Below are 20345 nucleotides of genomic sequence, written 5' to 3'. Positions count from 1 at the left end.
AAGAGGAGCACCCGGCGCGGCGTGCTCCTCTTGCTTGTCCCGACGGCCAGTCAGAACGCGGCTTCCTGCTGGCCCGGGGCCGGGTCCGCCGGGCGGCTCATCTCGATGTAGCGGCCTTCCCTGGTGCGGCCCCAGTCGATGAGGACGCCTCGGGCGGCGAGGGTGGGTTGAAGGCGCTTGAGGCGGTCTGAGAGGACTTTTCCGGTGGTCGGCCACCCTTTAGGAAGGGGGCGGCATTCCTCGCCGCTGTAGAGACCGGTGAGGCAGTGCAGCCACTCCGAGGACGTCATCCGGGCCTCACCTCCCGCAGCGAGACCGGCGGCGTGCTTCAGTACGGTCTGCGCCAACAGGTCGCCCTCGATGACGTCGTCGTTCAGGTCGTCCAGACTGGCCCGGTAGGCGGCCAGTGCCCCAAGTCCCGTGGTGGCGTCGAGCTGCGCGCACAGGTGGGCGAAGTCCGCCATGCGGAGATCGGTGGGGGTGTCCGCCTCGGCGGCCCGGACCTTCACCGTGAGATCCAGAAGGGAGCCGAGGACCACGGGCAGGACCTCCGCGTACTCCGCCCACAACTCGGCCTCGGTCCGCCGCACTCGGGGCCGCACGAGACGGAGGGGTAGGAGGCGTTCGGCGAGGTCGGGGCGGATGACGCCGACGTCGATACCGGTCAGCAGCATGGGGCGGCGGTAGCGGGAGCGGACGACGTCGCCGTCGGTGAACAGCGCGCGCTTGATGCTCTCGGCACCGGTGACGATGCAGCACATGAGGTCGGACAGGTCCGGTGGCAGGTGGGACAAGTTGTCCAGCGCGGTGACCCATCCGGCGGCGACGGCCGTGATCAGGTTCTCCTCATCCTTCGGGGCCCGGCGCAGGTCACCGGTCATGCCCTCGATGATCCGCACCAGCATCCGCCCTGCGGTCGACTTGCCCGCCCCCTGCGGGCCGGTGAGGAACGGCGCGGGGACGGGAACGGACGGCTCAAAGCAGCCGATGAGCCAGGCGATGGCCAGGCACTCGCTCGACGGCCCCGAGAAGTTGGTCAGCCTCAACAGGAGGTCGATGCCCTTGCCGTCGGTGTCCTTGACCGGCAACGGCAGTTCGCCGGTGAGCTGGGTACGCCGCCAGCACACCTCACGCGGGTCCGGCGTGCGCACGTCCCACCCGGTGGGGTGGATGCGGACGGACTGGCCGTCGTCGCGGCCCAGGTCCAGCCACGTCGCCCCGTCGAAACCGGGTGCCACGCGGATGTGGGTGGGCTGGACGTCCTCGGTCAGAGCCAGCGCTTCGATCAAGTCGAGTGCCTCCTTCAAGGCCGTGCCGTTGAACACGCCGACCCCGTCACGGAAGAGGTCGACCATGAGTTCCTGTCGATGGCTCCCGGTCGTTCCCTGGGAGCGGATCGGGCGGGCCACGGGGTGGCCGTTGCGCTGCGCGTACACGGTCCCGTCCGCGGTGCGGAAGTACCGGAAATGCTGCTGTGCGTAGTCGGTGATGATCTGCCGTGCCGGGGCCTTCTCGTCCTCCGACATGTCACATCCCCAGGGCAGTGCGCGCGTTCGCCCAGGAGTCGGCGCAGTGCCGGGGCGATTCGCCCTTGGCGTGCGCGGCGGTGAACAGCCGCTCGATGTGCGCCTCGGTGAGGCAGCCGCACCGGCCGTGCGTGGACAGGACAGCGAGGAATACCCCGTAGACGCTCGCGTGAATCCCGCTCCGGGCCTCGGTGATCCGCTGCTCAGCCATGCAGATGCCGCGCTCCAGATACGTGGGAGTGCGGTGCCGGCACCCCCCGCCCCCACCGGGAGCGGGCACGGTGACGGCGTGCCGGACGGGAACCGAGGAACCCACCCTCGGCCTGGTGGGCTCTTCCCTGTCCGCCAGGGCCCGGACGGCATCCGGTAGTTCGGCCGTGGTGCCGGTGCCGGGTCCGAGCCAGCGGGCGTAGGCCATGGACGATTTGATGTCGACGCCGGGCCGGACGCCGTTCGCTGATCGCATGGCGCCCTGGTAGATCCAGTGCTCTCCGCGTGTGGTGGGCACGGTGCGGGTGGCGGGCAGGGTTGCGCGGGCCCACGCGACAGCCGCCGCGTTGTCGAGGTCGACCACGGTCAGTCCGCCTCCGCCGGGGTGGTAGGCGACGGCAGACGCGTGCCGCCAGTCGGCCGCCCACTGAGGCGAGGTGAGAACGCGAGGGTCGCTGCTGGCGGCGGCCCAGCCGTGGCACGGCAGCGGGCACGCGCACGGGCCCGGAACCCGCATGTGCGGACGGCCCCCGCACGCGGTATCCCGGCATTCGGCGCAGTTCGCCGGGGGCCGCTTGGCCCGCAGCGGAAGCACAGGCACACCCCGGCGGGCGAGATCGAGCGCTGCGGACAGCAGCGCGGTGGTGCGGTCATGGGTCATGCTGAGTGTCTCCAGTTCTCTATCACAGTGCTGGATGGCGAGGGCGGCCCGGACTTTGGCGAGACGGGGCCGCCCTTGGCGTGGTTAGAACGGCGGCTCGTTGCTGTAGCCGCTGCTCCACGGGTCGGTGTAGGGCTGTCGGCGGCGCGGGAGTCGCGGGAGGGGGAACAGGACCCAGGAGTGGTCTTCGTTCCAGCAGTGGCAGGGGTCCCATTCGGTCCCGGCGTACTCGCCGGTGTGATAGTCGCCGTAGTCGCGGTTGTATCCGCCCTCGCCGTCGCAGCCGGGGCAGTCGGGGCGGGGGGTGTCGGTGAGGATGAGCGCGCGACGGGGCCAGTTGGTGGTGCGGATGCGCAGGCGCACGGGTTCCCCTAGTGGTGGTTGGTGGTGCCGTCGGTGTGGATGTCGCGGCTGGTGTTGAGCAGTCGGCGTCCGGTGCGGAGGCGGTAGCGGTGGCCGCGGCAGCGGCGGCAGAGCTGGGGGCCGCGCCGGGTCGCGGCGCGGATGCCGGTGCCGGTGCAGGTGCGGCATGCCTTGAACGGCCGGATGGTGCACAACGCTGCGTAACCGGCGAGGGTCAGCAGGATGGCGAGGCTAGCGAGCGCCATAGAGGGCTCAACTCCTGTCTCAGGGCGGGTTCCGGGGGTTTGCGCAGGTGGGCCGCTAGACGCTAGTTGCCTGATCAAGGGCCCTGTGGGTTGCTAGTGGGGTTGCTAGACCTAGCGGGGGAGGCTGCTAGGTCTAGCAACCGTGCTGCGGTCAGGCGGCGGCCCGATCCGCGTTACGGCGTGTGATGGCGGTGGTGATGTCGGCGCGTTTGATGCCGCGCCGGTTCGCGCCGTCGCCGTCGTCGGTGGTGCCCCAGACCTGCCCCGGTTTGATGCCATGGGGCTTGAGCGCGGCAGTGACGTTCTCGCCCTGCCAGCCGCCGTAGACGTCCGGCTGTACGGCGGCGAGACGTGCGGCGATCCGCTCGCACCAGACGGCTTTCTCGCCGTCCGCGATCACGTCGAGGACATCGGCGAGGATGTCCGACCCGCCTCCTGTGCTCTCCGGGCCGTGGCCGATGGCGTGGCCGGTGACGTTGCCGTATGCCTCGCGCGCGGTGCGGGCGCGGGCCACGATGCGTTCGGCGGCGACCGCGTCGACGAACGCCGAGGCGACGATGCGCGGGTCGTCTCCTTCACCGGCCATCCAGCAGATGCCGCGGTCGGAGCGAGAGAACATGGTGGCCCGGTAGCCCGACTTGTACATGCTCGTGCCCAGCACCATGTCGTTGGCGGGCTGTCCCATGACCTTGAGGCAGAACCGCAGCACCGCGTTCGCCGAGATGCCGGTGGGCAGGGATTTGGCGTCGGGGCGCTGGGTGCCGAACATGGCCACGATCCCGAGCGCGGGACCGCGTTTGACCAGGTCGGTGCAGATCGCTTCGATCTCCTTGCCGTGCTCGTCGTGCTCGAACGGGACCTGGCACTCGTCGAACCCGACCACGATCGGATGCAGCCCGAGACGCTTGTCACCTGCAAGTTCCGGGGTGACCTTCGACTCCGGGCATCGCGAGCGCGGGAGGGACTTGATGACTTTCGCCCGGCGGCGCAGCTCCTCTTTCAGCTCCCGCAGGGTTTCGACGACGTAGGTGATGTCGTCGTCCTCTTCACCGGCGCGGTAGCGGTGGCAGACGGGTTCGAGGGCTCCGAAGTCGCCGGTGCCCTTGAAGTCGAACGCGTGGACCTCGGCCCGCGGGTCGAGAGCGGCGATCAGCAGGAACAGCCGCATGAGGAACGTCTTGCCCATCCGCGGGATGGAGCCGACGACGACCGAGGCGAACATCAGGGTCACGGCCACATCCCGCATGCGCTGGTCGTTGCCGAACACGACCGGCCGGAACAGGTCCACCGTGCCCGTTTTGGCGAGCGGCCAGGCGGGTTTGCTGGTCTCGTTCATCGGCTTGTCCCCCACCCACAGAACAAGCCGCCCCTCGTGCTGCTCGGGGTCGGGGGAGGGCCACACGCAGCCCGTCTTCCTGCGCAGGCCGGAAGCGAGGGGCTTGCGGGCCTCCATGATGTCCTCCGGGGTGACCCCGTAGGGAAGGTCCAGATCGGCGCGGTAACCGGGCCCGTCCCGCACGATCTCCGAGACGAACCGCAGCCCGTTCATGTCCCCGCCCTTCTTGATCGCGGCGGTGACCTTCGCGTTCCCGATCGAGTCCAGACCGCGCAGCACGATGGAGCCGGTGAGCTTCTGCACCTCCGTCTTCAGCACCGCCGGACCGATGACCGGGGCGTCCGGCTGCTGCCCGCCCATGCCGAGCAGCAGCACACCCCCGGCGGCGAACGCGTACAGGAACACCGGGGCAAGGACATAGAGGTAGAGGGCGAACCCGATACCGAACACCGCGGCGACCAGCGTGACCAGTCCCCGCAGCCGGATACGCCCGGACCGCAGCCGCGCCAGACGCATGTACTCCTCAACGTCCTCGGTCCGCACCGCGTGAGCCCGCAGCGGCGCGGCCTCCCGGTCCCACACCCACCGGTTCGTGGAGGCGATGAACCGGCACGCTCCCCGCGGGGCCATCAGCGCCAGACGCCCGGCATACACCGGGAGCCGGACCCCGTGGAACAGCGTGCTGTAGCCGAGGTTCGCGCCCTTGTGGCGGGCCGTCGCGGCGAAGTCGCGCCGGTTGGTCAGCCACCCGGCAAGCACCGGCTTGCGCCGCTCGACGCTCACCTTCGGCTCCGGCAACGCCGGATTGTCCACCGGCACCGAAACCGCCGGCACATCATCCGGCACGGGCCGCAGATGCGCAGCCTCGGGTTTCTCAGTCATCCTGATCACTCCTGTTCCCACCCCCGAGCGGGGTGGTGAATGGGGTTGGACCCAGGGCGGCCGGACGGTTCCTAGGCCAGTGACGGCCGCCCTGGGGTACAGCTACTTGCGGCCGCTGTTCGCGGCCTGTTCCTCACGCTTGCGGGCCCGGTCGATGACCCGGTCGACCTTCCGCTGAAGATCAGTGAGGTCGACCGTGCCGCGCTCCCGGTCGGGGTCCGCGATACCGCGCTTCGCCATCCGCGCCACGTACCACGCGACCTTCGCCTTCTCGCCCGTAGTGAGCCTCGGCTCCTGCTCCTGCGCCATGTGACGTTCTCCTTCCGGCGGGCCGGGCTGTCCGGCTCCCCACCCCCGCCCGTCACGTCGAGGACGACGGGCAGGCGGGGACAGGCAGCCGTCAGCGGCGACGGGCAGAGCGGATGTTCTTCGCCGCGTTCTTGCCGTCCGCGCCGCCCACCGACTTGACGACGGTGACGACGCCCCAGGCGCAGACAGCGGCGATCAGGGCGAGCAGGGCAAGGTTCGCGGCCATGGCGGTGAGGACGCCGACGAGCAGGGGGCCGAAGTAGACCCCGGCCGCCACCGCCCCGGCACCCATGCCGGTACCGAGCGCGACGCGCTGCACGGTGCGGTCCGGGGGTGCCTGGTGGACGTGCTGATGAACGACCTGCGGGCCGCTGTACTGCTGTGGCACGGTGGGCAGACGGTCGGCGTAGACGTGGGTGCCGTCCGGAAGCCGCACCACACGGGCAGGCTCAGGCAAAGACTCCATAGGGGTTCTCCTTCAGGTGAGAGGGAAGGGGTCAGGCTGTGCGCGGAAGCACGTCCGCACAGGTCACGCAGGTGCCGAGCGAGGTGGGGATGACGTATCCGGCGTCCAACTGGCAGGCGGGGCAGGTACGGCGGGCGAGCATCGCGAGCGCGAGCGCGCCCCACTTCCTGGACGTCATCGGCCGCACGGGCTTGGCCCGGTCGATCCGGTAGAGGTAGGCGACCCGCACCCCGCCGTACCGCGTGCCGCGCATGATCTGCGCCGCGACCGGCTGCCCGCCCGGCCGCAGACCCGCCGCCCGCAACTGGCGGCGGGTGGCGTATCCGTCCGGGGCGTAGCGCCACGGGTAGGTGGGGATGCCGTGGACCTGGCCGGTCGGGTCGTAGCAGGTGCCGAATGCGGGGGACATCAGGCGACCGCCCGGTGTGCGTCGGCGTCCGGCCGGTGCGTCGAGCCGAGGAACCGTCGGCCGATCCAGTGGGTGTAGGCGGGCGGGATCGCCTCGGTGAGTTCCTCGCGGACGTCGGTCCAGTCGATGCCCATGGCCTGTTGCATCTCCGGGACGGTGGCTTTGCCGCCGCCGGTCCCGTAGGCGGCGACGTACGGGCCGTCGTAGTAGCGGCCGTGTCGGTAGCCGCGGACCCGGCCCCGGTGCCGGGGGTGCGCCGGCTGCCCCGTGCTCCAGCCGCCCAGCTCGAAGGCGCGGTGCCGGATGACCCCGAGCCCGAACTGTTCCCCGCAGAGACTGAGGTCCTTGCGGATCGGGGCACGGCCGCCCGGCTGCTCGATCACGTACGGAAGACCGGTCGCGTCCAGCAGGACGCGGAGTTCGGGGATGAGCTGGACATGGTCGCGGCCCCAGCCGCGTGACCGGTTGGTGCCCACCGTGAGCGCGCATCCGGCCTGGCACGGCGGGGACGCGTGCACCAGCGCGTACCGCTCGATCTCCCCGGTGGTGATCAGGCGGGCGAGGTAGGCGAGCGCGTCGCCTTGATGCCGGGGGAAGGGGTAGCGGGGGCGGTCGATCAGGTCGACCCCCTCCACGTCGAACCCGGCCCGGTGATAGCCCATGCCGGCACCGCCGGCGCAGCAGAACAGATCGAGCAACCGGGGCCGGCGCATCACGCTGCCACCCCCGCACCCGGCCCGGACCCGCCGGCGCGCTCCGCACGTTCAGCCCGCAGCTTGTCCCGCAGGGTCCGGCCGTTCGCGGACGACGTACGGACCGCCTTGCGGACCGCCTCGGCCGTCAACCCCGAGTCGGGCCAGTCGGCCGTCACCTCCCGCGCTTCGGAGAGGAGTTGGTCGGGTGTGCGGGTCGGTCGGGGTGTGCGGGCCGACTTCGGGAGTCGGCCGGTCGCCCGGCGCTGCGGTGTGTGGTCGGCCGCCGCCACGGCCAGCACCGGTACCGGAGTCGGGGCGGGAGTCGGGTCGGCCGGTAGCGGCGCGGGAGCCGACCGGGCGGGCGGTTCGGGGGTCGACTGGTGCAGGTCAGACATCGACCGTTCCACAGTCGTCTGAACCGATTTCTCCGCATTCGCGGAGTCGGCCGGTCGGGTCTGGTGGTGGAGGACCTTGGCGACCAGATCGGAACCGAAGTAGATAGCCCCGACCGGCAACGACGTGGCCAGCAGCACGAGCGCCCAGTTGGCCGGGTCCCAGTCGGCCAGCCGACTCCAGTCGACCGACCGGCCATGCAACTCCGGGACCAGACCGTGAACATAGTTGAGGACCAGTGAGGCGATTGTGTACGTGGCGAGGACCCGCAGCGCGATGGTCCGGTCCCGGCCGGTCAGAACCAGGGTCGCGACCAGCGCGAGGGCCATGAGGCCGTCGACCACGAACGGATACAGCAGCGCCGCCGTCGCGTCCGCGCCGGTCGCCGCAGCGACGTCCCGCAGCGCATTCCACGACACGCGGAACGCCATCGCGACCACGGCGACTAGAGCGAGAACGAGCAGCGCTTTCGCAGTGCGGTTCACAGAGCACCCCCCGCCGTGATCACAGCACCAGCCGCGAGCAACAGCCCGGCCACGGCGATCAGGTCGATCGCCTGCCGCAGACGCCGGTACTTGGCGACCGCGAGGCGCGACAGCCCGGCGATGTCCGCGCACCGGGTGTCCACCCGCAGACCTTCCGCGATCTGCTCGGCGGTCTCGGTGGCCCAGCGGGGGAAACCATGCCGGCCGGACAGGTGGGGGCGGACCGCGAACAGCAGCAGCCCCACCACCGCCAGCAGCAGGACCACGCCACCGCCGCCGACCAGCAGCGCGGCCAGCGGCGGCCGGACCGCCTTGGCGACCGTCCACACCCCGGCGAGCAGGGCACCGACAAACGCCAGCAAGAGCGATGTCTTGGTGTCGGTGCGGGCGATCTCGGCCTTCACCTCCGCGTGCGCGGCACCCACCGCGTCGTAACCGGCACTCATCCCGCACCCCCCGCCGCAGCGTCCGGGGCGGTCGCGTAGCCGATCAGCCGCAGCGACGCCCCGGCGAAGTCGGTCCGGGCCGTCAGGACCCCGGTCCGGCCGTCGCCCTGCACGTGATGGCCCACGGCCTCCGAGTCGATGGCCAGTGCCTCACGCCACGCCTCGAACCCGGCGAAGTCCTCATGGAACGACAGCTCCAGCCGGTCCGGGAAGTGCGTCGAGACCTCGATGTGCGGCGCGGGCAGGTGCCCGAACTCCGTCGTCAGCACACGCAGCACCAGCAGCGGAGCGGACAGCTCCCCCAGCGTGAGCGCGCTCATGCCGCACCCCCCGGCATGCCTGCCGTGCCGGCACGGTTCGCGAGCGTCCGGCGGGCGGCCAGCACCCGCCGCCGCGCCCGGCGCACCCGCCGCACGTCCAACTCCGAAGGGATGCTGCGGTCGATCGCGGTGATCTGCGCATCCAGCAACTCGACCTCAGCCGCGATCAGCGGCATCTCCGCCTCAATCGCCGCCAGCTCCACACTGGTCGGCTCACGATCCGGGCCGGGGTCAAGGGCGGTAACGAGCGCCCGAAGTGCAACGATGTTTCTCATGGGTCGGAACTCCTCGCTGAAGGGGATGGGAACGGCCCGAACCAGCGCCCCGGAGTGCCAGCTCCGGGGCGCGCGCCGTTCAAGAACAGAAATGAAGGGGAGTGCCCCGGCAGGGAGTCGAACCCGGCCTGCGACCATCGGGGCGGTTGTGCTCAAGCGCCGTGCGTCACCTCGGCTGTGAGGTGTTCGCGGCGGCGTTCCCGGACGCGTTCTGATACGCGGCCTGGTAGTACGGAAGGCTCCCCTGCGAGGGGTGCCCCGGAGTCGACGTGATCTCCTGACACCTCTGTGCCAGACCATCCGCCCGGTGCTGCTCCTCGGCCGCGAACGCCTCAGACGGCTGCTGCGACGGCTGCGAACGTCCCCAGCCCATCACCGACCACCCCGAACCCGCGCCGCATCCTGCGACCGCTTGTTCGCCTCCGCGTTCCTCCGGGCTATCTCCGCCTTCTGCGCGTCTGTCAGACTCGTCACCACAGGTGACCTCCTCTTCAGGTATGCCTGTAAGCGCCGTCCGGAGTTGCCTCTCCGGGCGGCGCACTTCGTCGTGGAGCTCTCGGCTCCCCTCAACCCCGCCCGTACGGCACGCCGAAGCGGGCCGGACGGGCGGAGGAGGCAACCGGCCGCACCGCTCACACGCGGTGCGGAAAGAACCAGCCGCGCAAGCTGGTGCCGGGAACTCCCAGCACCACCACACGCGGCGGATCAAGCAATGACGCGAGGGGCGCGGCCACCCGTACCGGTCCAGCACGGACAGCGCCTCGCGCAATCGTCGGAACATCAGATCTCCCATTCAGGGATGAAGGGGTGTTGAGGGCTTCACCAGCGCCGTCGCCACGGCCACCGGTCCCGAGCCTCAACCCCTCGGGGCGTCCTATTCGCACTGCTCGACGCCAGCAGAACGACCACGAACCAGCCGGAACATCAGCTCCCACCCGGCACGAACGGTCGTCGGCGGTCCTCACCCGGCCGCCACGGGGACGGGGAACCACCCCCGCCAATCAAAGTCACTCTGTTGAATTCTCAAGGAACGAACGCTTCCTCCGTACCGACCCCGGCCTGAGCTGGGGCTTTCCTCGGGAGCGCACCTGTACGGCAGAACCGTACGTGACATCCTGTCCGTCTTGTCTGGAGGAGTGCCGCCCCAAGAGATTGCCTGAGTCGCACTTGGAGAGTCAAGCCCCCTGGTCTAACTTGTACGGAGGAGTTGGAGCAGAGGGGAGCAATATCAGTGCGCCGCGGTATGACGAAGGCACAAGAAATCGCCTATGACCTGCGCGAACAGATCCTGTCGGGGGCGCTCGCAGGGGGTGAAGCACTCCCGAGCGAATCGAAGATGATGAGTCAGTACGGCTACAGCCGCGAGACCATCCGCGCCGGCGTCCGCCTCCTCGTTGAAGAAGGTCTGGTTGTCACCGGGCAGGGTCAGGGGAAGTACGTCCGCGAGGACTATGCGCCTGTCGTGTGGAACTGGACGACGTTGGAGAGTCGCAGTCGCCACGCCACAACGGTTGAAGGCCGAACCGCTGGTGACCAGTGGGCCAGCGCGATTGCCGAGAAAGGGAACGCCCCCCGGCAGGACATCGCAGTCTCGATCGTGGAGCCTCCGCTCCACGTGCGCATGCGTCTCGAACTCCCTGAGGACGGCTTGGCTGTGGCGCGCAAGCGTGTCCGGTTCATAGACAACCGGCCTTACGCGCTCGCCGACTCGTACTTCCCTCAGGAACTCGTGAACGGCACGCCCTTGATGGAGCCCCGAGACGTCTCGGCACCGGGCGGCATCTTGGCCTCCGTGGGACTCGTCCAAGCCAAATACGTGGACGAGATCTCGGTGCGCATGCCGACTCGCCCCGAGGCGGAACTACTCGCCCTACCTGCGGCAACACCCGTCGCAGAGCACACCCGTACGGGATATGACGCGGACGGTCGCCCCCTCCGCTGCATGGTCACCATCCTCCCCGGAGACAGGCACAAGATCCTCTATGAAGTCAGCACGGACTGAGCACCTCCGCCCCGCGGCGGCGGACGACGTACCCGCCCTCTTGGCCCTCCGAGCGGAGGCGGAACGGTGGCTGCGCACCAAGGGAACCGACCAGTGGAGCGACCCGGATACGGGCGAACGGGCCATCGTGAAATGGCGCGCCAGCATAGATGAAGGGCGGGCATGGGTCGTTGTCGACGAGCGCGACAATGTGCTTGCCACCGTCAGTCGTGGCCCCGTCGATAGGGATTTCTGGACGGACGCCGACCATCCAGAAACAGCGCTGTACCTGTACAAGCTGATGGTCACGCGCGAGGCATCCGGTCGGAACCTGGGAACGCGAGTCATCGACTGGATGTCGCGGCTAGCAGCACTGGAAGGGCGAACCTGGGTGCGCATAGACACGTGGCGCACGAACACGGGGCTGCACTCCTACTACGAGCGGTTCGGCTTCAAGCACGTACGCACAGAGGCACCGCCCCACAGGCGTTCCGGGTGGCTTGCCCAACGACCGGCAGGCGAGCTTGCCATGCCGCACGACCTGTTGTCCGTCGGCCCTCCCAAGGTGTTGCACGCGGACGACAAGGCACGGTTCGAACTGCCTGTTCGGAAGGGGTGACAGGGGGCGCTCGTTGTCCTGGTTTTTGTCCAGTGCGCTGACGTCCGCAATCGTTCGCCGCAGTACGCGCACCCACGCGCCCTACAGGGCGAGCGTCAGTCTGTCCCGTCCCTGATCATGACCAATCGAGAACTCGCGGCCGTCATGAGGCCGCGCTACAGCACCGAAACGGCTGCACAGGCTTACCTGAACCACCTGCAAGACCTGGGCAGGGAGAAGCCGGGATTCCTCTCTTCCTGAAACCGCGCACACGGAAGACGGACGCGACCTCTAGGTGAGGCCGCGTCTGTCTTGGTTTCACCTACCTGCCGGCTATCTCTGCAGGCAAATAGCTCAGATTAGACATTCAGCGTCCGCCAAACAGCCATTCCGAGGACGGTTGCCATCCGGACAGGCACGGCATTTCCGATCTGTCGCTCAATCGACCCGTAGTCGCCTTGAAAATCATAGTCCGTCGGAAAGGTCTGCAACGTAGCAGCTTCCCTCAGCGTGATGCCGCGATGCTGTTCCGGATGAACGAACGTACCGCAAGCGGGAGTAGTGCAGCGGGTGGTCATCGTTGACGCAGGTGAATCCCACTTTATGCGCCCATACGAAGCGGTGGCATGCTTCGCGCCAACCTTCTTGTGGCAATCGAGCTGATGTTCCTCTGGCAGGTCTAGGCGCCCCCCGCCAACAGGGATCGACTCAATGCGACGCCTAACCTTATCAGAACTTTTCCGATAGCGATCTAGCGGGTCATCTGCCCTGTTAGCCGCTTCCAGTTCGGAGAATGCGGCCCTGACCGACACAGAACCGCGCAGGTCGGGAATTACCTTGGCAATATCTTGAGGGAGGCTCCGCCTCTTCCCTCTGACAGCGAGCATGATTAGACGACGCCTACGTTGCGGCACAGCAAAATCGGACGCCTCGAACCGGTAAACCATTGAGACGTAGCCAAGAGAATCAAGCGAATCCCGCACACTTTGGAGGCGCGCGTCTTTTCCTAGCCCAGGAACATTTTCCAATAGAACGGCCTGCGGCATCAACGCGCGCACGAATCTAACTGTATGCAAAACGAGATCGTTACGCTCGTGGTCAGTCAGCCCCTTGCCAGATGCAAGCGACGAAAATCCTTGACAAGGGGGACACGTCTTAAGCAGTGTCAATTCACCGGGGGCCAACCCCAACTGCCTACGCATCGTGGAAGCTTGTAGCGAGCGGATATCCACTTCCCACAAGTGTGAACCTGGATGGTTCTTGGCATGTGTAGCAGCCGCATCAGAGTCGTTCTCGACCGCGCCCAGGACAGAGAAGCCAGCCCCCACGAGGCCCTGGGTGGCTCCGCCGGCTCCTGCGAAGAGGTCGATGGCAGTTGGCTTCGTCACGGCTGGATGTTAGCTCAACGTAGCGCATCATGGCCATGGTGCACGCTCCCTGCAACCCGCGTGCCCCCTAGCCAAGCTGACGACTCATCATGCAGAATGTCTGATTCACTGTCGCCGGACCAGGGGGACTTGATGTTGGACCCGTCGAACCAGCCGGAACAGCTTCCCATGCCCGGCCCGGCCGGGCCTGAGCAGTCAGCAGCAGACTCACCCAGCAGCGAGTCTGCGCACGTCTACACAATGCGCATCAGCCGGCTCACGATCGACAAGCTCGGCATCAAACTCTACGACCGCGTTTCGGCCGTCTTGGCTGAACTCATTGCCAACTCGTACGACGCGGATGCAGAAGACGTCACTGTCACAGTGCCTTGGGGAGCTTTCCTCTTCGACCCCAAGGCACCCAACCTCTCCGCGCAATACGAAATCGCAATTTCTGACAATGGCCACGGGATGACCCCCTCCGAGATTAATCGACACTACCTGACCGTCGGTGCCGACAGGCGCACCCGAACGGGTAGCGATAAGTCCCGAGGCAAGAACCGTCCCGTGATGGGCAGAAAGGGAATCGGAAAACTTGCCCCATTCGGTATCTGCAAGACTGTGGAGGTTGTCTCCGCTGGTGGCGAAAAGACCGAGAACGGATACCGCACCTCGCATTTAATCCTCAACCTTGCCGATATGCTGGCAGACACGGAAAAGAACTATCATCCCGAGATTGGTGAGCTGGATGGCACATGGTCTAAGGACCATGGAACCACGATCAAGTTGAGGAACTTCTCGCGGAAGCGCGTTCCCAGCAAGGAAGAGCTGAATAGGCAACTCGCTGCACGATTTGGCCTTGAACGCGCCGACTGGCGAGTATGTGTCAAAAATTCTTCATCCGTGACCGATCAGTTCACGCTCGGGCAACTCAAGATCGATCTACTGGAGGGAACTAGGATTGAGCTCGCCGATAGACCAGTTCCCTTCGAATCATCTTTCCTCCCGGTAACCGGATACGTCGCCTACAGCGAGAAGTCCTACAAGGACTCCAACATGGCTGGCGTACGAATCTACGCACGCGGGAAATTCGTGGCACAAACGATGGATTTTGGCATTGCCACGGGTTTCACTGGAGAGTTCAAACTGCGAAGCTCCATTGTGGGTGAGCTCCACGCCGAATGGCTGGATGAAGACGAGGATCTAGTCCGATCTGATAGGCAAGACATCATCTGGTCTTCGGACCTAGGAGAAGCTCTGAGCCAGTGGGGTCAGGCGCTGATGAAGGAGCTTGCGAAGCGCAGTGAAGAACATATTCGGCGCGCAAAGACACGCTTCTTCATGGAGACGTCAAGTCTGGAACAAAGACTGATCGAGGCAGCGCCTGCAGACCCGGTTTACAGGGATTCCGTTAAAGAAGCTGCTGCTCTCCTTGTTCGAGATACGGACAATGATTCACTCCGAAATCCTGAACATGTGGAGCGTATAAGCAATCTAGCAATGTCCCTCGGCCCGCATCGGAGCCTTCTCCAGGCACTGCGGGAAGTGGCCGACACGACCGAAACCACCGTGGATGCCGTTATGGACCTCTTCCAGAAGGCACACATTGCGGAAATGTATTCTCTGGGTCAGGTAGCAGCCGAACGGCTGGAGGTTGTGGCCAAGCTGGAGGCGCTGATTTCTGATGGAAGAACTCTGGAGAGGCCGCTCCAAGAGCTAATCGAGCAGGCACCATGGCTCCTGGCTCCCGAGTGGACGCCGCTGGGCATGAACGAGTCCCTGAAACGAGTCAGGGCGAGTTTCGAATCTTGGTACGCCAAGAAGTACAACACCGAAATTAACACCACAGCGATCGAGCGGAAGGCGAAAGAGCCTGATTTCGTACTGCTTCACGACTCAGGGGTTCTCTGGATCGTAGAAATCAAGAGGCTCGGCTATAAGCTGACCGACGCGGAATTCCTGAACGCAATGCGATACCTCCATTCATTGCGGAAGTTCCTCGACGAAAATCCCGAGCTGGGACGCCAGTTTCCCTACCGTAGGCTCACCTTCGTGGTCGATAGCATTGACCGCCTCGATGAGGTGTCGATCTCATCGCTTGAGAACGACCCCAACGTGACTCGAAAAACATGGCACGAGGTGCTTGATTCCACCAAGCGAGCACACAAGGACTTCCTGGAACTGGTCGAATCCACCGCAGGTGGATGGACACCCGTGACTCCTGAGACGGCACCACAGGTCGTAGCGCCCCGGCACCCGAGCGACGACCCGGCTCAACCACAGCTTGAAACATGAGCAGTCCCCATCTTGTATGAGTTGAGACCTCGACTCTGAGCCGCTCGTTGTCCTGGTCTTTGTCCAGTGCGCTGACGGACGCCATGGTTCACCGCCGTACGCGCGCCCTGTCTGACCTGCCGCGTGAACCCTTACGGACGCCCCCGCACGGCCGTGCGGACAGTTGGAAAGCGTGTTGGGGGCAACCCCTCACGAGTTCGAATCTCGTATCCTCCGCACCGCTGCCATGTCGACCTTCCGCATCGGCGGTCGGGCGCTCTTATCGAGTGTCCGGCAGGGTCAGGCCAGACCTAGGGAGACCGGGCCGGGCCGTCCTCGGGCCGTCAGAGGGCGGCCAACGGTGACCAACAACGACCAACGACGACCGCTCCCTCTCAGGTCAGGAGGGGTGTCTGATCTAACGCCCGAGGTAGCAGACCCGCCACATCAGTTCTTCGACATCTGACAGACGGACGCCGTCGCATCCCCCGTCTGACCTGCTGAAACGCGGGCCAGACGAGGGACGCGGCGGCGTCTTTGCGGGACTTCGGAGCCCGGGAGCGTTCCCTGGCCCCTTTCCCGGTCGCCGAACAGGGCGTCGACGGCAGCGGTGCCGCGGGTATCTGCACGGGGCAGGAAGTGCGCGTACTTTCTCAGCATAAACCCGGGGTCGGCGTGCCCCAGCCGCTGGGTGAGCGAGACGACCGACTCACCAGCCTCCAACCGCTCCGAGGCGTAGAAGTGGCGCAGTTCGTGGAAGCCGTGCTCGCGGGAGGGTTCCCAGGCGCGCTGTCCGTTCGCGTGCTGTTCCAGGCCGCCGGAGCGCTCCGAGGTGCGGAACGATGTGGCGCCGCACCCGCTGCTCGATGCGCTCGATCGTGGACGGGTCGCCGCTCTGAGCCGGCCACCAGTGCACGCCGATGTAGTCCTTGACCGACAGGTCGCCGTCACGCGGGTCGACGAACTCCTGGCACCGTACGTCGGTCTGGGCTGTCGCGAACCAGGTCTTGGCGTCATTCAGGACGTCGAACGAACGGTCATTCCGGATTCCGCCGCAGACAACCCCTTCGGTGCCATGCCCTCGGTGACGCTCAGGTCCTGGGTTCCTATGACGGACAGCAGTTCCAGCTGCTCGGCTCCCGGGCTTCCGGGCGGCGCGGTGAACCACAGCAGGCGTTGCCGTCCGTCCTCGCTGAGCAGGTTGTAGCAGTCGAGTTCGATGACGCCGAGCGTGGGGTGGACGATCTTCTTGTGGTCCATGCGGCGTACCGCGACGTCATGAGTGTCCCAGAGGGCTGCGAACTCCTGGCTACGGCGGCGCAGCACGGCGACCATCCTCGTGACCTCCGGGTCCCGGCCGCGCCGGGCGGCCGCTGCCTGGAGGTCGGCCACGAACACCCGGGAGTGGTGTGAGTGATCCTCGGGCGGGAAGATCTCGCGCGTCTGCGGGTCGGTGAACCAGCGGTAGACGAAGCTTGCCGTCGGGCCGCGGTGTGCCGGGGACTTGCCGAGCAGGGTCAGGGCCAGGTCGTTTTCCACCAGGGTTTCGTGGAGGTCGGTGATGACACGCGCGGGGGTGTGGGACAGCCGGTCCAACAGTCCGAGAAGCGCGGGCTGCACATGTGCCGACGGTCCGTGTGCCGACGGGGGGACCGGCCGTTCGGCCAGGTGGAACAGGTGGTCGCGCTCATCGCCGTTCAGGCGCAGGGCCCTGGCGAGGGCGGCCAGGGTCTGGGCCGAGGGCTGTACGCCGTGCTTGCTGCCGCCGCGTTCCAACTCGGTGTAGTAGTCGGCCGACAGCCCTGCCAGCTGGGCGACTTCCTCGCGGCGCAGCCCGGGGACACGCCGGCGCGGGCCATGAGGGAGACCGACCTCGGCGGGGCGGATGCGGTCGCGGCGTGTCCTGAGGAAGGCGCCGAGTTCCGGAAGGTTCACCCCTTCATGGTCGCTCGCGTGCCGGGCCGTATCCAGGGGGCGGCATCCCCTGGGTGGACGCAGCCCTGGCTGGGGGTGAGGGACCGGCCGATGGTGGAGGAAGCAGCAGGGCGACGGCAAGACCGCGACCCGATCCGCATCCACCACAGGAGTCAGCGATGCCCAACCCACTTCCCCCCGACGGGACCACTGCCCAGGCCCGGCCCGCCGCCTCACCCCGTGTCGCGATCGTCACCGGCGGCTCGCGCGGCATCGGCCGCCGGACCGTCGGCCGACTGGCCGCCGACGGGTACGCCGTCGTGGTCGGCTACGTCGGCCACCGGGCCGAAGCCGAGGCCGCCGTGAAAGAGGCCGCCGCCTGCGGCGTCCGGGCCATCGCCGTGCGCGCCGACGTCGCCGACGAACACGCCGTCGCGGCCCTGTTCGACGCGGCCGAAGCAGAGTTCGGCGGTGTCGACGTCGTCGTGCACGCGGCCGGGCGGGCACGCATGGCGCCGATCGCCGACCTGGACCTTGCCGTCCTGGACGACCTGCACCGCACCAACATCCGCGGCACGTTCGTCGTCGTCCAGCAGGCCGCCCGCCGGGTGCGCTCCGGCGGTGCGATCGTGACGTTCTCCACGTCCGTGGTCGGGCTGGCCTTCCCGGACTACGGCGCGTACTCCGCCAGCAAGGGTGCGGTCGAGGCGCTGACGCTGGTCCTGGCCCGCGAGCTGCGCGGCCGGGACGTCACCGCCAACGCCGTCGCGCCCGGTCCCACGGCCACCGACCTGTTCCTGGACGGCAAAGACGAGGAGACCATCGCCCGCCTGGCCGCCCTGTCCCCGCTGGAGCGACTCGGCACCCCGGCCGACATCGCCGAGGTCGTCGCGTTCCTGGCCTCCCCGGCAGGCCACTGGATCAACGGACAGGTCATCCGCGCCAACGGCGGCATCGTCTGAGCCGCCCGCAATCACCCCATGGATCGACGAAGGACCCTGTCATGAGGAATGACGACACCGGGAAGGTCATCCTGGTCACCGGGGCCTCCAGCGGTATCGGCGCGCTGTCCGTACGTGCTCTGGCCCGCACCGGTCACACCGTGTACGCGGGCATCCGCCGGACCGCGACCCGCAACGCGACCGCGGTGGCGGACCTGGCGCGCTACGGCGCCGAGGTGCTCCCGTTCGGCATCGACACCGCGATCGTGGTGCCCGGGGCGTTCACCGCAGGCACCAACCACTTCGCCAACGCGGATGCCCCCCACCGACGTCGACCGTGCGGAAGCCTACAACCGGCGTCACCCACCCCTGATGGACGATCTGGGCAAGCGCCTGGCCGCGCTCATCCCTCCGGACGCCGATGGGGCCGAGGTCGCCGAAGCCGTCGCGCGCCTGGTCGCGATGCCACACGGCACCCGGCCACTGCGCACCCACATAGACCCCAGCCGAGACGGCAGCGAAGTCGTCTCCGCGGTCGCCGACCGCGTCCGCGCCGACTTCTTCCGACGCATCGGACTGGACAGCCTGCTCACCCCGGGCAGCTCCCTGTGACCCCCTTGCATCACCCCAACCGAGAGAAGGAACGACCGGCCATGCCTTTCGCGAACTTCAAGGTCCCCGAGAAGACCCTCACCCCGGAGCAGAAGGAGGAGATCGTCACCCGCACCACCGATCTGTACGTCGAGATCTACGGCGAGCGCGCCCGCAACAACACCATGGTTCTGGTCGAAGAGGTCGCCGACGGCGGCTGGGGCGTCGCCGGCGACGTGCTGACCCTCGCCATGCTCGGTGAGGCGACACCGGCCGACACCGGCGACGCCTGACCGTATCTGCCGTCATTCGGCCAGGGAGTTCATGCGGTGTCTCGTTCCCGGTAGCCCGTGGGTGGCCTGGGGTGATGCACTGTGGTGAGCGGGGCCCTAGGGTAGTTGGGCTTCCCCAGGGCCCCTCTCTGTCACTCCTGCTCGTCGTCTTCCTTTCGCTGGGGCAGGGCCTTGACGCCTGCCCCGGCGGCGTTGGTGCTGCCGATCAGGATCACGGAGGACTTCGGTCCGGAAGGGCGGGGTCGGTTTCCGGGGCCGGGGCATCGACCTGCGACGACGTGGGCGCACGCACGCCTGTGGAGGGCGCGTCGACCGGATGTCGGACCGACGGTCGTTCGCGTGGGTGAAATGACCATGGGGCCGGACGCCCTATGGTGTTCCGCATGTCTGCGCCTGAGCTGATCCGTATCGTCACCCGCTCCTCACCCATGGCTCTCGCCCAAGTGGAGCGTGTCCGTACCGAGCTGAGTGTGCTTCACCCGGAGATCAGGACCGAGGTCGTGCCGGTCACGACGTCCGGGGACCGGTGGATGGGGGATCTCGCCAAGCTGGGCGGGAAGGGCGCGTTCACCAAGGAGGTGGACGCGGCGCTGGTGGCGGGGGAGGCTGATCTGGCGGTGCACTGTGTGAAGGACGTGCCCGCCGACCGGCCACTGCCCGCCGGGACGACGTTCGCCGCGTTCCTGGAGCGGGACGACATCCGGGACGCGCTGATCCACCCTGAGGGGCTGACGCTGGACGCGCTGCCGGCGGGCACGCGCATCGGAACGTCCTCGGTCCGCAGGATCGCTCAGCTGGCCGCGTCACACCCGCATCTGGAGTGTGTCCCGATGCGCGGGAACGCGAACCGGAGGCTGGAGAAGCTGGCCGCCGGGGAGGCGGATGCGCTGATGCTCGCCGTCTCCGGGCTGGAGCGGATCGGGCGTACGGATGTGATCAGCGACATTCTCTCGGTCGAGGCGATGTGTCCGCCGATCGGCGCGGGGATCCTCGCGCTGCAGTGCCGCCAGGACGACACCGCGATCATCGATCTCGTCAGCGGGCTGGGCGACCCGGCCGCGTATCGGGAGGCGACGGCCGAGCGGATGTTCCTCCATGTGCTGCAGGGGCACTGCAATTCGCCGATCGCCGGGTACGCGCGGGCCGAGCGCGGCGGGGATCTGTCGCTGCGCGCCAAGGTGTTCACGCCGGACGGCAAGACGGTCCTGAACGCGCACGAGTGGGCGGGGCCCCTCGACCCGGCGACCCTGGGGACTTCGGTGGCCGTGGCTCTGCTGCGGCAGGGGGCACGCGAGCTGATCGACGGGATCGCCCACTGACCCCCTGCCACCGCCCCTCGCCCACTTCACCGGGCCTGCGGTTCCA

The 20345-nt window shown here is 67.5% G+C and carries 23 protein-coding genes and 1 pseudogene; 8 read left to right on the top strand and 16 right to left on the bottom strand.

The genetic code is table 11. The features are described 5' to 3' along the window. Positions 1–50: 50 nt before the first annotated feature. From ACWEFL_RS04125 to ACWEFL_RS04060, 14 genes are all read right to left on the bottom strand, one after another. On the bottom strand, positions 51–1526 hold the full coding sequence (locus ACWEFL_RS04125; protein ID WP_451707072.1) for an ATP-binding protein: 1476 nt from the start codon (positions 1524–1526) through the stop codon (positions 51–53). Position 1527: 1 nt separating this feature from the next. Beyond that, the gene (locus ACWEFL_RS04120; protein ID WP_451707070.1) at positions 1528–2397 is read right to left on the bottom strand and encodes a bifunctional DNA primase/polymerase; all 870 of its coding nucleotides are present in this window, start codon (positions 2395–2397) and stop codon (positions 1528–1530) included. Positions 2398–2481: 84 nt separating this feature from the next. Next, the gene (locus ACWEFL_RS04115) at positions 2482–2760 is read right to left on the bottom strand and encodes a hypothetical protein (protein ID WP_451707067.1); all 279 of its coding nucleotides are present in this window, start codon (positions 2758–2760) and stop codon (positions 2482–2484) included. Positions 2761–2768: 8 nt separating this feature from the next. Further along, positions 2769–3005: a hypothetical protein gene (locus ACWEFL_RS04110; RefSeq protein WP_451707064.1), complete on the bottom strand. Its 237-nt coding sequence runs from the start codon at positions 3003–3005 to the stop codon at positions 2769–2771. A gap of 151 nt (positions 3006–3156) precedes the next feature. Then, positions 3157–5223, bottom strand: coding sequence for a cell division protein FtsK (locus ACWEFL_RS04105; protein ID WP_451707061.1), 2067 nt, complete (start codon positions 5221–5223; stop codon positions 3157–3159). Positions 5224–5325: 102 nt separating this feature from the next. Further along, entirely contained in the window at positions 5326–5532 is a 207-nt protein-coding gene (locus tag ACWEFL_RS04100; RefSeq protein WP_451707059.1) for a DUF6257 family protein, read from the bottom strand. Positions 5533–5623: 91 nt separating this feature from the next. Continuing rightward, on the bottom strand, positions 5624–5998 hold the full coding sequence (locus tag ACWEFL_RS04095; RefSeq protein WP_451707056.1) for a DUF6251 family protein: 375 nt from the start codon (positions 5996–5998) through the stop codon (positions 5624–5626). Positions 5999–6029: 31 nt separating this feature from the next. Then, a complete protein-coding gene (locus tag ACWEFL_RS04090; protein ID WP_451707054.1) occupies positions 6030–6407 on the bottom strand; it encodes an RRQRL motif-containing zinc-binding protein in 378 nt (125 codons plus the stop codon). Further along, on the bottom strand, positions 6407–7120 hold the full coding sequence (locus ACWEFL_RS04085; protein WP_451707052.1) for a DNA methylase: 714 nt from the start codon (positions 7118–7120) through the stop codon (positions 6407–6409). The genes ACWEFL_RS04090 and ACWEFL_RS04085 overlap by 1 nt, the downstream gene beginning before the upstream one ends. Then, complete coding sequence (locus tag ACWEFL_RS04080; protein WP_451707050.1) at positions 7120–7980, bottom strand: DUF2637 domain-containing protein; 861 nt, start codon at positions 7978–7980, stop codon at positions 7120–7122. Before ACWEFL_RS04080 ends, ACWEFL_RS04085 begins: the two co-directional genes overlap by 1 nt. Continuing rightward, positions 7977–8426, bottom strand: coding sequence for a Pycsar system effector family protein (locus ACWEFL_RS04075; protein ID WP_451707047.1), 450 nt, complete (start codon positions 8424–8426; stop codon positions 7977–7979). The genes ACWEFL_RS04080 and ACWEFL_RS04075 overlap by 4 nt, the downstream gene beginning before the upstream one ends. Continuing rightward, complete coding sequence (locus ACWEFL_RS04070) at positions 8423–8746, bottom strand: hypothetical protein (RefSeq protein ID WP_451707044.1); 324 nt, start codon at positions 8744–8746, stop codon at positions 8423–8425. Before ACWEFL_RS04070 ends, ACWEFL_RS04075 begins: the two co-directional genes overlap by 4 nt. Then, positions 8743–9021, bottom strand: coding sequence for a DUF6284 family protein (locus ACWEFL_RS04065; RefSeq protein WP_451707041.1), 279 nt, complete (start codon positions 9019–9021; stop codon positions 8743–8745). Before ACWEFL_RS04065 ends, ACWEFL_RS04070 begins: the two co-directional genes overlap by 4 nt. 166 nt (positions 9022–9187) lie before the next feature. Beyond that, positions 9188–9394: a hypothetical protein gene (locus ACWEFL_RS04060; RefSeq protein WP_451707039.1), complete on the bottom strand. Its 207-nt coding sequence runs from the start codon at positions 9392–9394 to the stop codon at positions 9188–9190. Between the two features lie 870 nt (positions 9395–10264). On the opposite strand from ACWEFL_RS04060, the gene ACWEFL_RS04055 reads away from it, so the two are divergent. Next, a complete protein-coding gene (locus ACWEFL_RS04055) occupies positions 10265–11023 on the top strand; it encodes a GntR family transcriptional regulator (RefSeq protein ID WP_451707036.1) in 759 nt (252 codons plus the stop codon). Beyond that, positions 11004–11621: a GNAT family N-acetyltransferase gene (locus tag ACWEFL_RS04050; RefSeq protein ID WP_451707033.1), complete on the top strand. Its 618-nt coding sequence runs from the start codon at positions 11004–11006 to the stop codon at positions 11619–11621. Before ACWEFL_RS04055 ends, ACWEFL_RS04050 begins: the two co-directional genes overlap by 20 nt. 338 nt (positions 11622–11959) lie before the next feature. Here the strand turns inward: ACWEFL_RS04050 and ACWEFL_RS04045 are convergent, their stop codons facing one another. After that, complete coding sequence (locus ACWEFL_RS04045) at positions 11960–12988, bottom strand: DNA cytosine methyltransferase (RefSeq protein ID WP_451707031.1); 1029 nt, start codon at positions 12986–12988, stop codon at positions 11960–11962. 96 nt (positions 12989–13084) lie between these two features. Between ACWEFL_RS04045 and ACWEFL_RS04040 the strand changes: the two genes are divergently transcribed. Further along, positions 13085–15262 carry an ATP-binding protein gene (locus tag ACWEFL_RS04040; RefSeq protein WP_451707029.1) on the top strand — a complete coding sequence of 726 codons (2178 nt, stop codon included), beginning with the start codon at positions 13085–13087 and terminating at the stop codon, positions 15260–15262. A gap of 996 nt (positions 15263–16258) precedes the next feature. Here ACWEFL_RS04040 and ACWEFL_RS04035 read toward each other — a convergent pair. Further along, positions 16259–17176 carry an MmyB family transcriptional regulator gene (locus ACWEFL_RS04035; protein ID WP_451707026.1) on the bottom strand — a complete coding sequence of 306 codons (918 nt, stop codon included), beginning with the start codon at positions 17174–17176 and terminating at the stop codon, positions 16259–16261. 158 nt (positions 17177–17334) lie between these two features. On the opposite strand from ACWEFL_RS04035, the gene ACWEFL_RS04030 reads away from it, so the two are divergent. The 5 genes and pseudogenes from ACWEFL_RS04030 (at position 17335) to hemC (ending at position 20299) form a co-directional block, all read left to right on the top strand. Further along, the gene (locus ACWEFL_RS04030) at positions 17335–18117 is read left to right on the top strand and encodes an SDR family oxidoreductase (protein WP_451707024.1); all 783 of its coding nucleotides are present in this window, start codon (positions 17335–17337) and stop codon (positions 18115–18117) included. Positions 18118–18158: 41 nt separating this feature from the next. Next, positions 18159–18296 (top strand): annotated as a pseudogene (locus tag ACWEFL_RS04025) (SDR family NAD(P)-dependent oxidoreductase); the annotation flags it as partial. A 115-nt stretch (positions 18297–18411) separates the two neighbouring features. Next, a complete protein-coding gene (locus tag ACWEFL_RS04020) occupies positions 18412–18708 on the top strand; it encodes a hypothetical protein (protein ID WP_451707332.1) in 297 nt (98 codons plus the stop codon). Between the two features lie 41 nt (positions 18709–18749). After that, entirely contained in the window at positions 18750–18980 is a 231-nt protein-coding gene (locus ACWEFL_RS04015; protein ID WP_451707321.1) for a tautomerase family protein, read from the top strand. Positions 18981–19363: 383 nt separating this feature from the next. Then, positions 19364–20299: a hydroxymethylbilane synthase gene (gene hemC, locus ACWEFL_RS04010; RefSeq protein ID WP_451707021.1), complete on the top strand. Its 936-nt coding sequence runs from the start codon at positions 19364–19366 to the stop codon at positions 20297–20299. The last annotated feature ends 46 nt before the right edge of the window (positions 20300–20345 follow it).

This window comes from Streptomyces sp. NPDC004838, from assembly GCF_053600955.1.
This window is presented reverse-complemented; position numbering and strand designations above follow the sequence as displayed.

Bases quoted from the DNA above. Each gene is read 5' to 3' on its own strand.
- ACWEFL_RS04125 (WP_451707072.1), bottom strand. From the start codon at position 1,526: ATGTCGGAGGACGAGAAGGCCCCGGCACGGCAGATCATCACCGACTAC.
- ACWEFL_RS04120 (WP_451707070.1), bottom strand. From the start codon at position 2,397: ATGACCCATGACCGCACCACCGCGCTGCTGTCCGCAGCGCTCGATCTC.
- ACWEFL_RS04110 (WP_451707064.1), bottom strand. From the start codon at position 3,005: ATGGCGCTCGCTAGCCTCGCCATCCTGCTGACCCTCGCCGGTTACGCA.
- ACWEFL_RS04105 (WP_451707061.1), bottom strand. From the start codon at position 5,223: ATGACTGAGAAACCCGAGGCTGCGCATCTGCGGCCCGTGCCGGATGAT.
- ACWEFL_RS04100 (WP_451707059.1), bottom strand. From the start codon at position 5,532: ATGGCGCAGGAGCAGGAGCCGAGGCTCACTACGGGCGAGAAGGCGAAG.
- ACWEFL_RS04095 (WP_451707056.1), bottom strand. From the start codon at position 5,998: ATGGAGTCTTTGCCTGAGCCTGCCCGTGTGGTGCGGCTTCCGGACGGC.
- ACWEFL_RS04090 (WP_451707054.1), bottom strand. From the start codon at position 6,407: ATGTCCCCCGCATTCGGCACCTGCTACGACCCGACCGGCCAGGTCCAC.
- ACWEFL_RS04085 (WP_451707052.1), bottom strand. From the start codon at position 7,120: ATGCGCCGGCCCCGGTTGCTCGATCTGTTCTGCTGCGCCGGCGGTGCC.
- ACWEFL_RS04075 (WP_451707047.1), bottom strand. From the start codon at position 8,426: ATGAGTGCCGGTTACGACGCGGTGGGTGCCGCGCACGCGGAGGTGAAG.
- ACWEFL_RS04070 (WP_451707044.1), bottom strand. From the start codon at position 8,746: ATGAGCGCGCTCACGCTGGGGGAGCTGTCCGCTCCGCTGCTGGTGCTG.
- ACWEFL_RS04065 (WP_451707041.1), bottom strand. From the start codon at position 9,021: ATGAGAAACATCGTTGCACTTCGGGCGCTCGTTACCGCCCTTGACCCC.
- ACWEFL_RS04060 (WP_451707039.1), bottom strand. From the start codon at position 9,394: ATGGGCTGGGGACGTTCGCAGCCGTCGCAGCAGCCGTCTGAGGCGTTC.
- ACWEFL_RS04055 (WP_451707036.1), top strand. From the start codon at position 10,265: ATGACGAAGGCACAAGAAATCGCCTATGACCTGCGCGAACAGATCCTG.
- ACWEFL_RS04050 (WP_451707033.1), top strand. From the start codon at position 11,004: ATGAAGTCAGCACGGACTGAGCACCTCCGCCCCGCGGCGGCGGACGAC.
- ACWEFL_RS04040 (WP_451707029.1), top strand. From the start codon at position 13,085: ATGTCTGATTCACTGTCGCCGGACCAGGGGGACTTGATGTTGGACCCG.
- ACWEFL_RS04030 (WP_451707024.1), top strand. From the start codon at position 17,335: ATGCCCAACCCACTTCCCCCCGACGGGACCACTGCCCAGGCCCGGCCC.
- ACWEFL_RS04020 (WP_451707332.1), top strand. From the start codon at position 18,412: ATGCCCCCCACCGACGTCGACCGTGCGGAAGCCTACAACCGGCGTCAC.
- ACWEFL_RS04015 (WP_451707321.1), top strand. From the start codon at position 18,750: ATGCCTTTCGCGAACTTCAAGGTCCCCGAGAAGACCCTCACCCCGGAG.
- hemC (WP_451707021.1), top strand. From the start codon at position 19,364: ATGTCTGCGCCTGAGCTGATCCGTATCGTCACCCGCTCCTCACCCATG.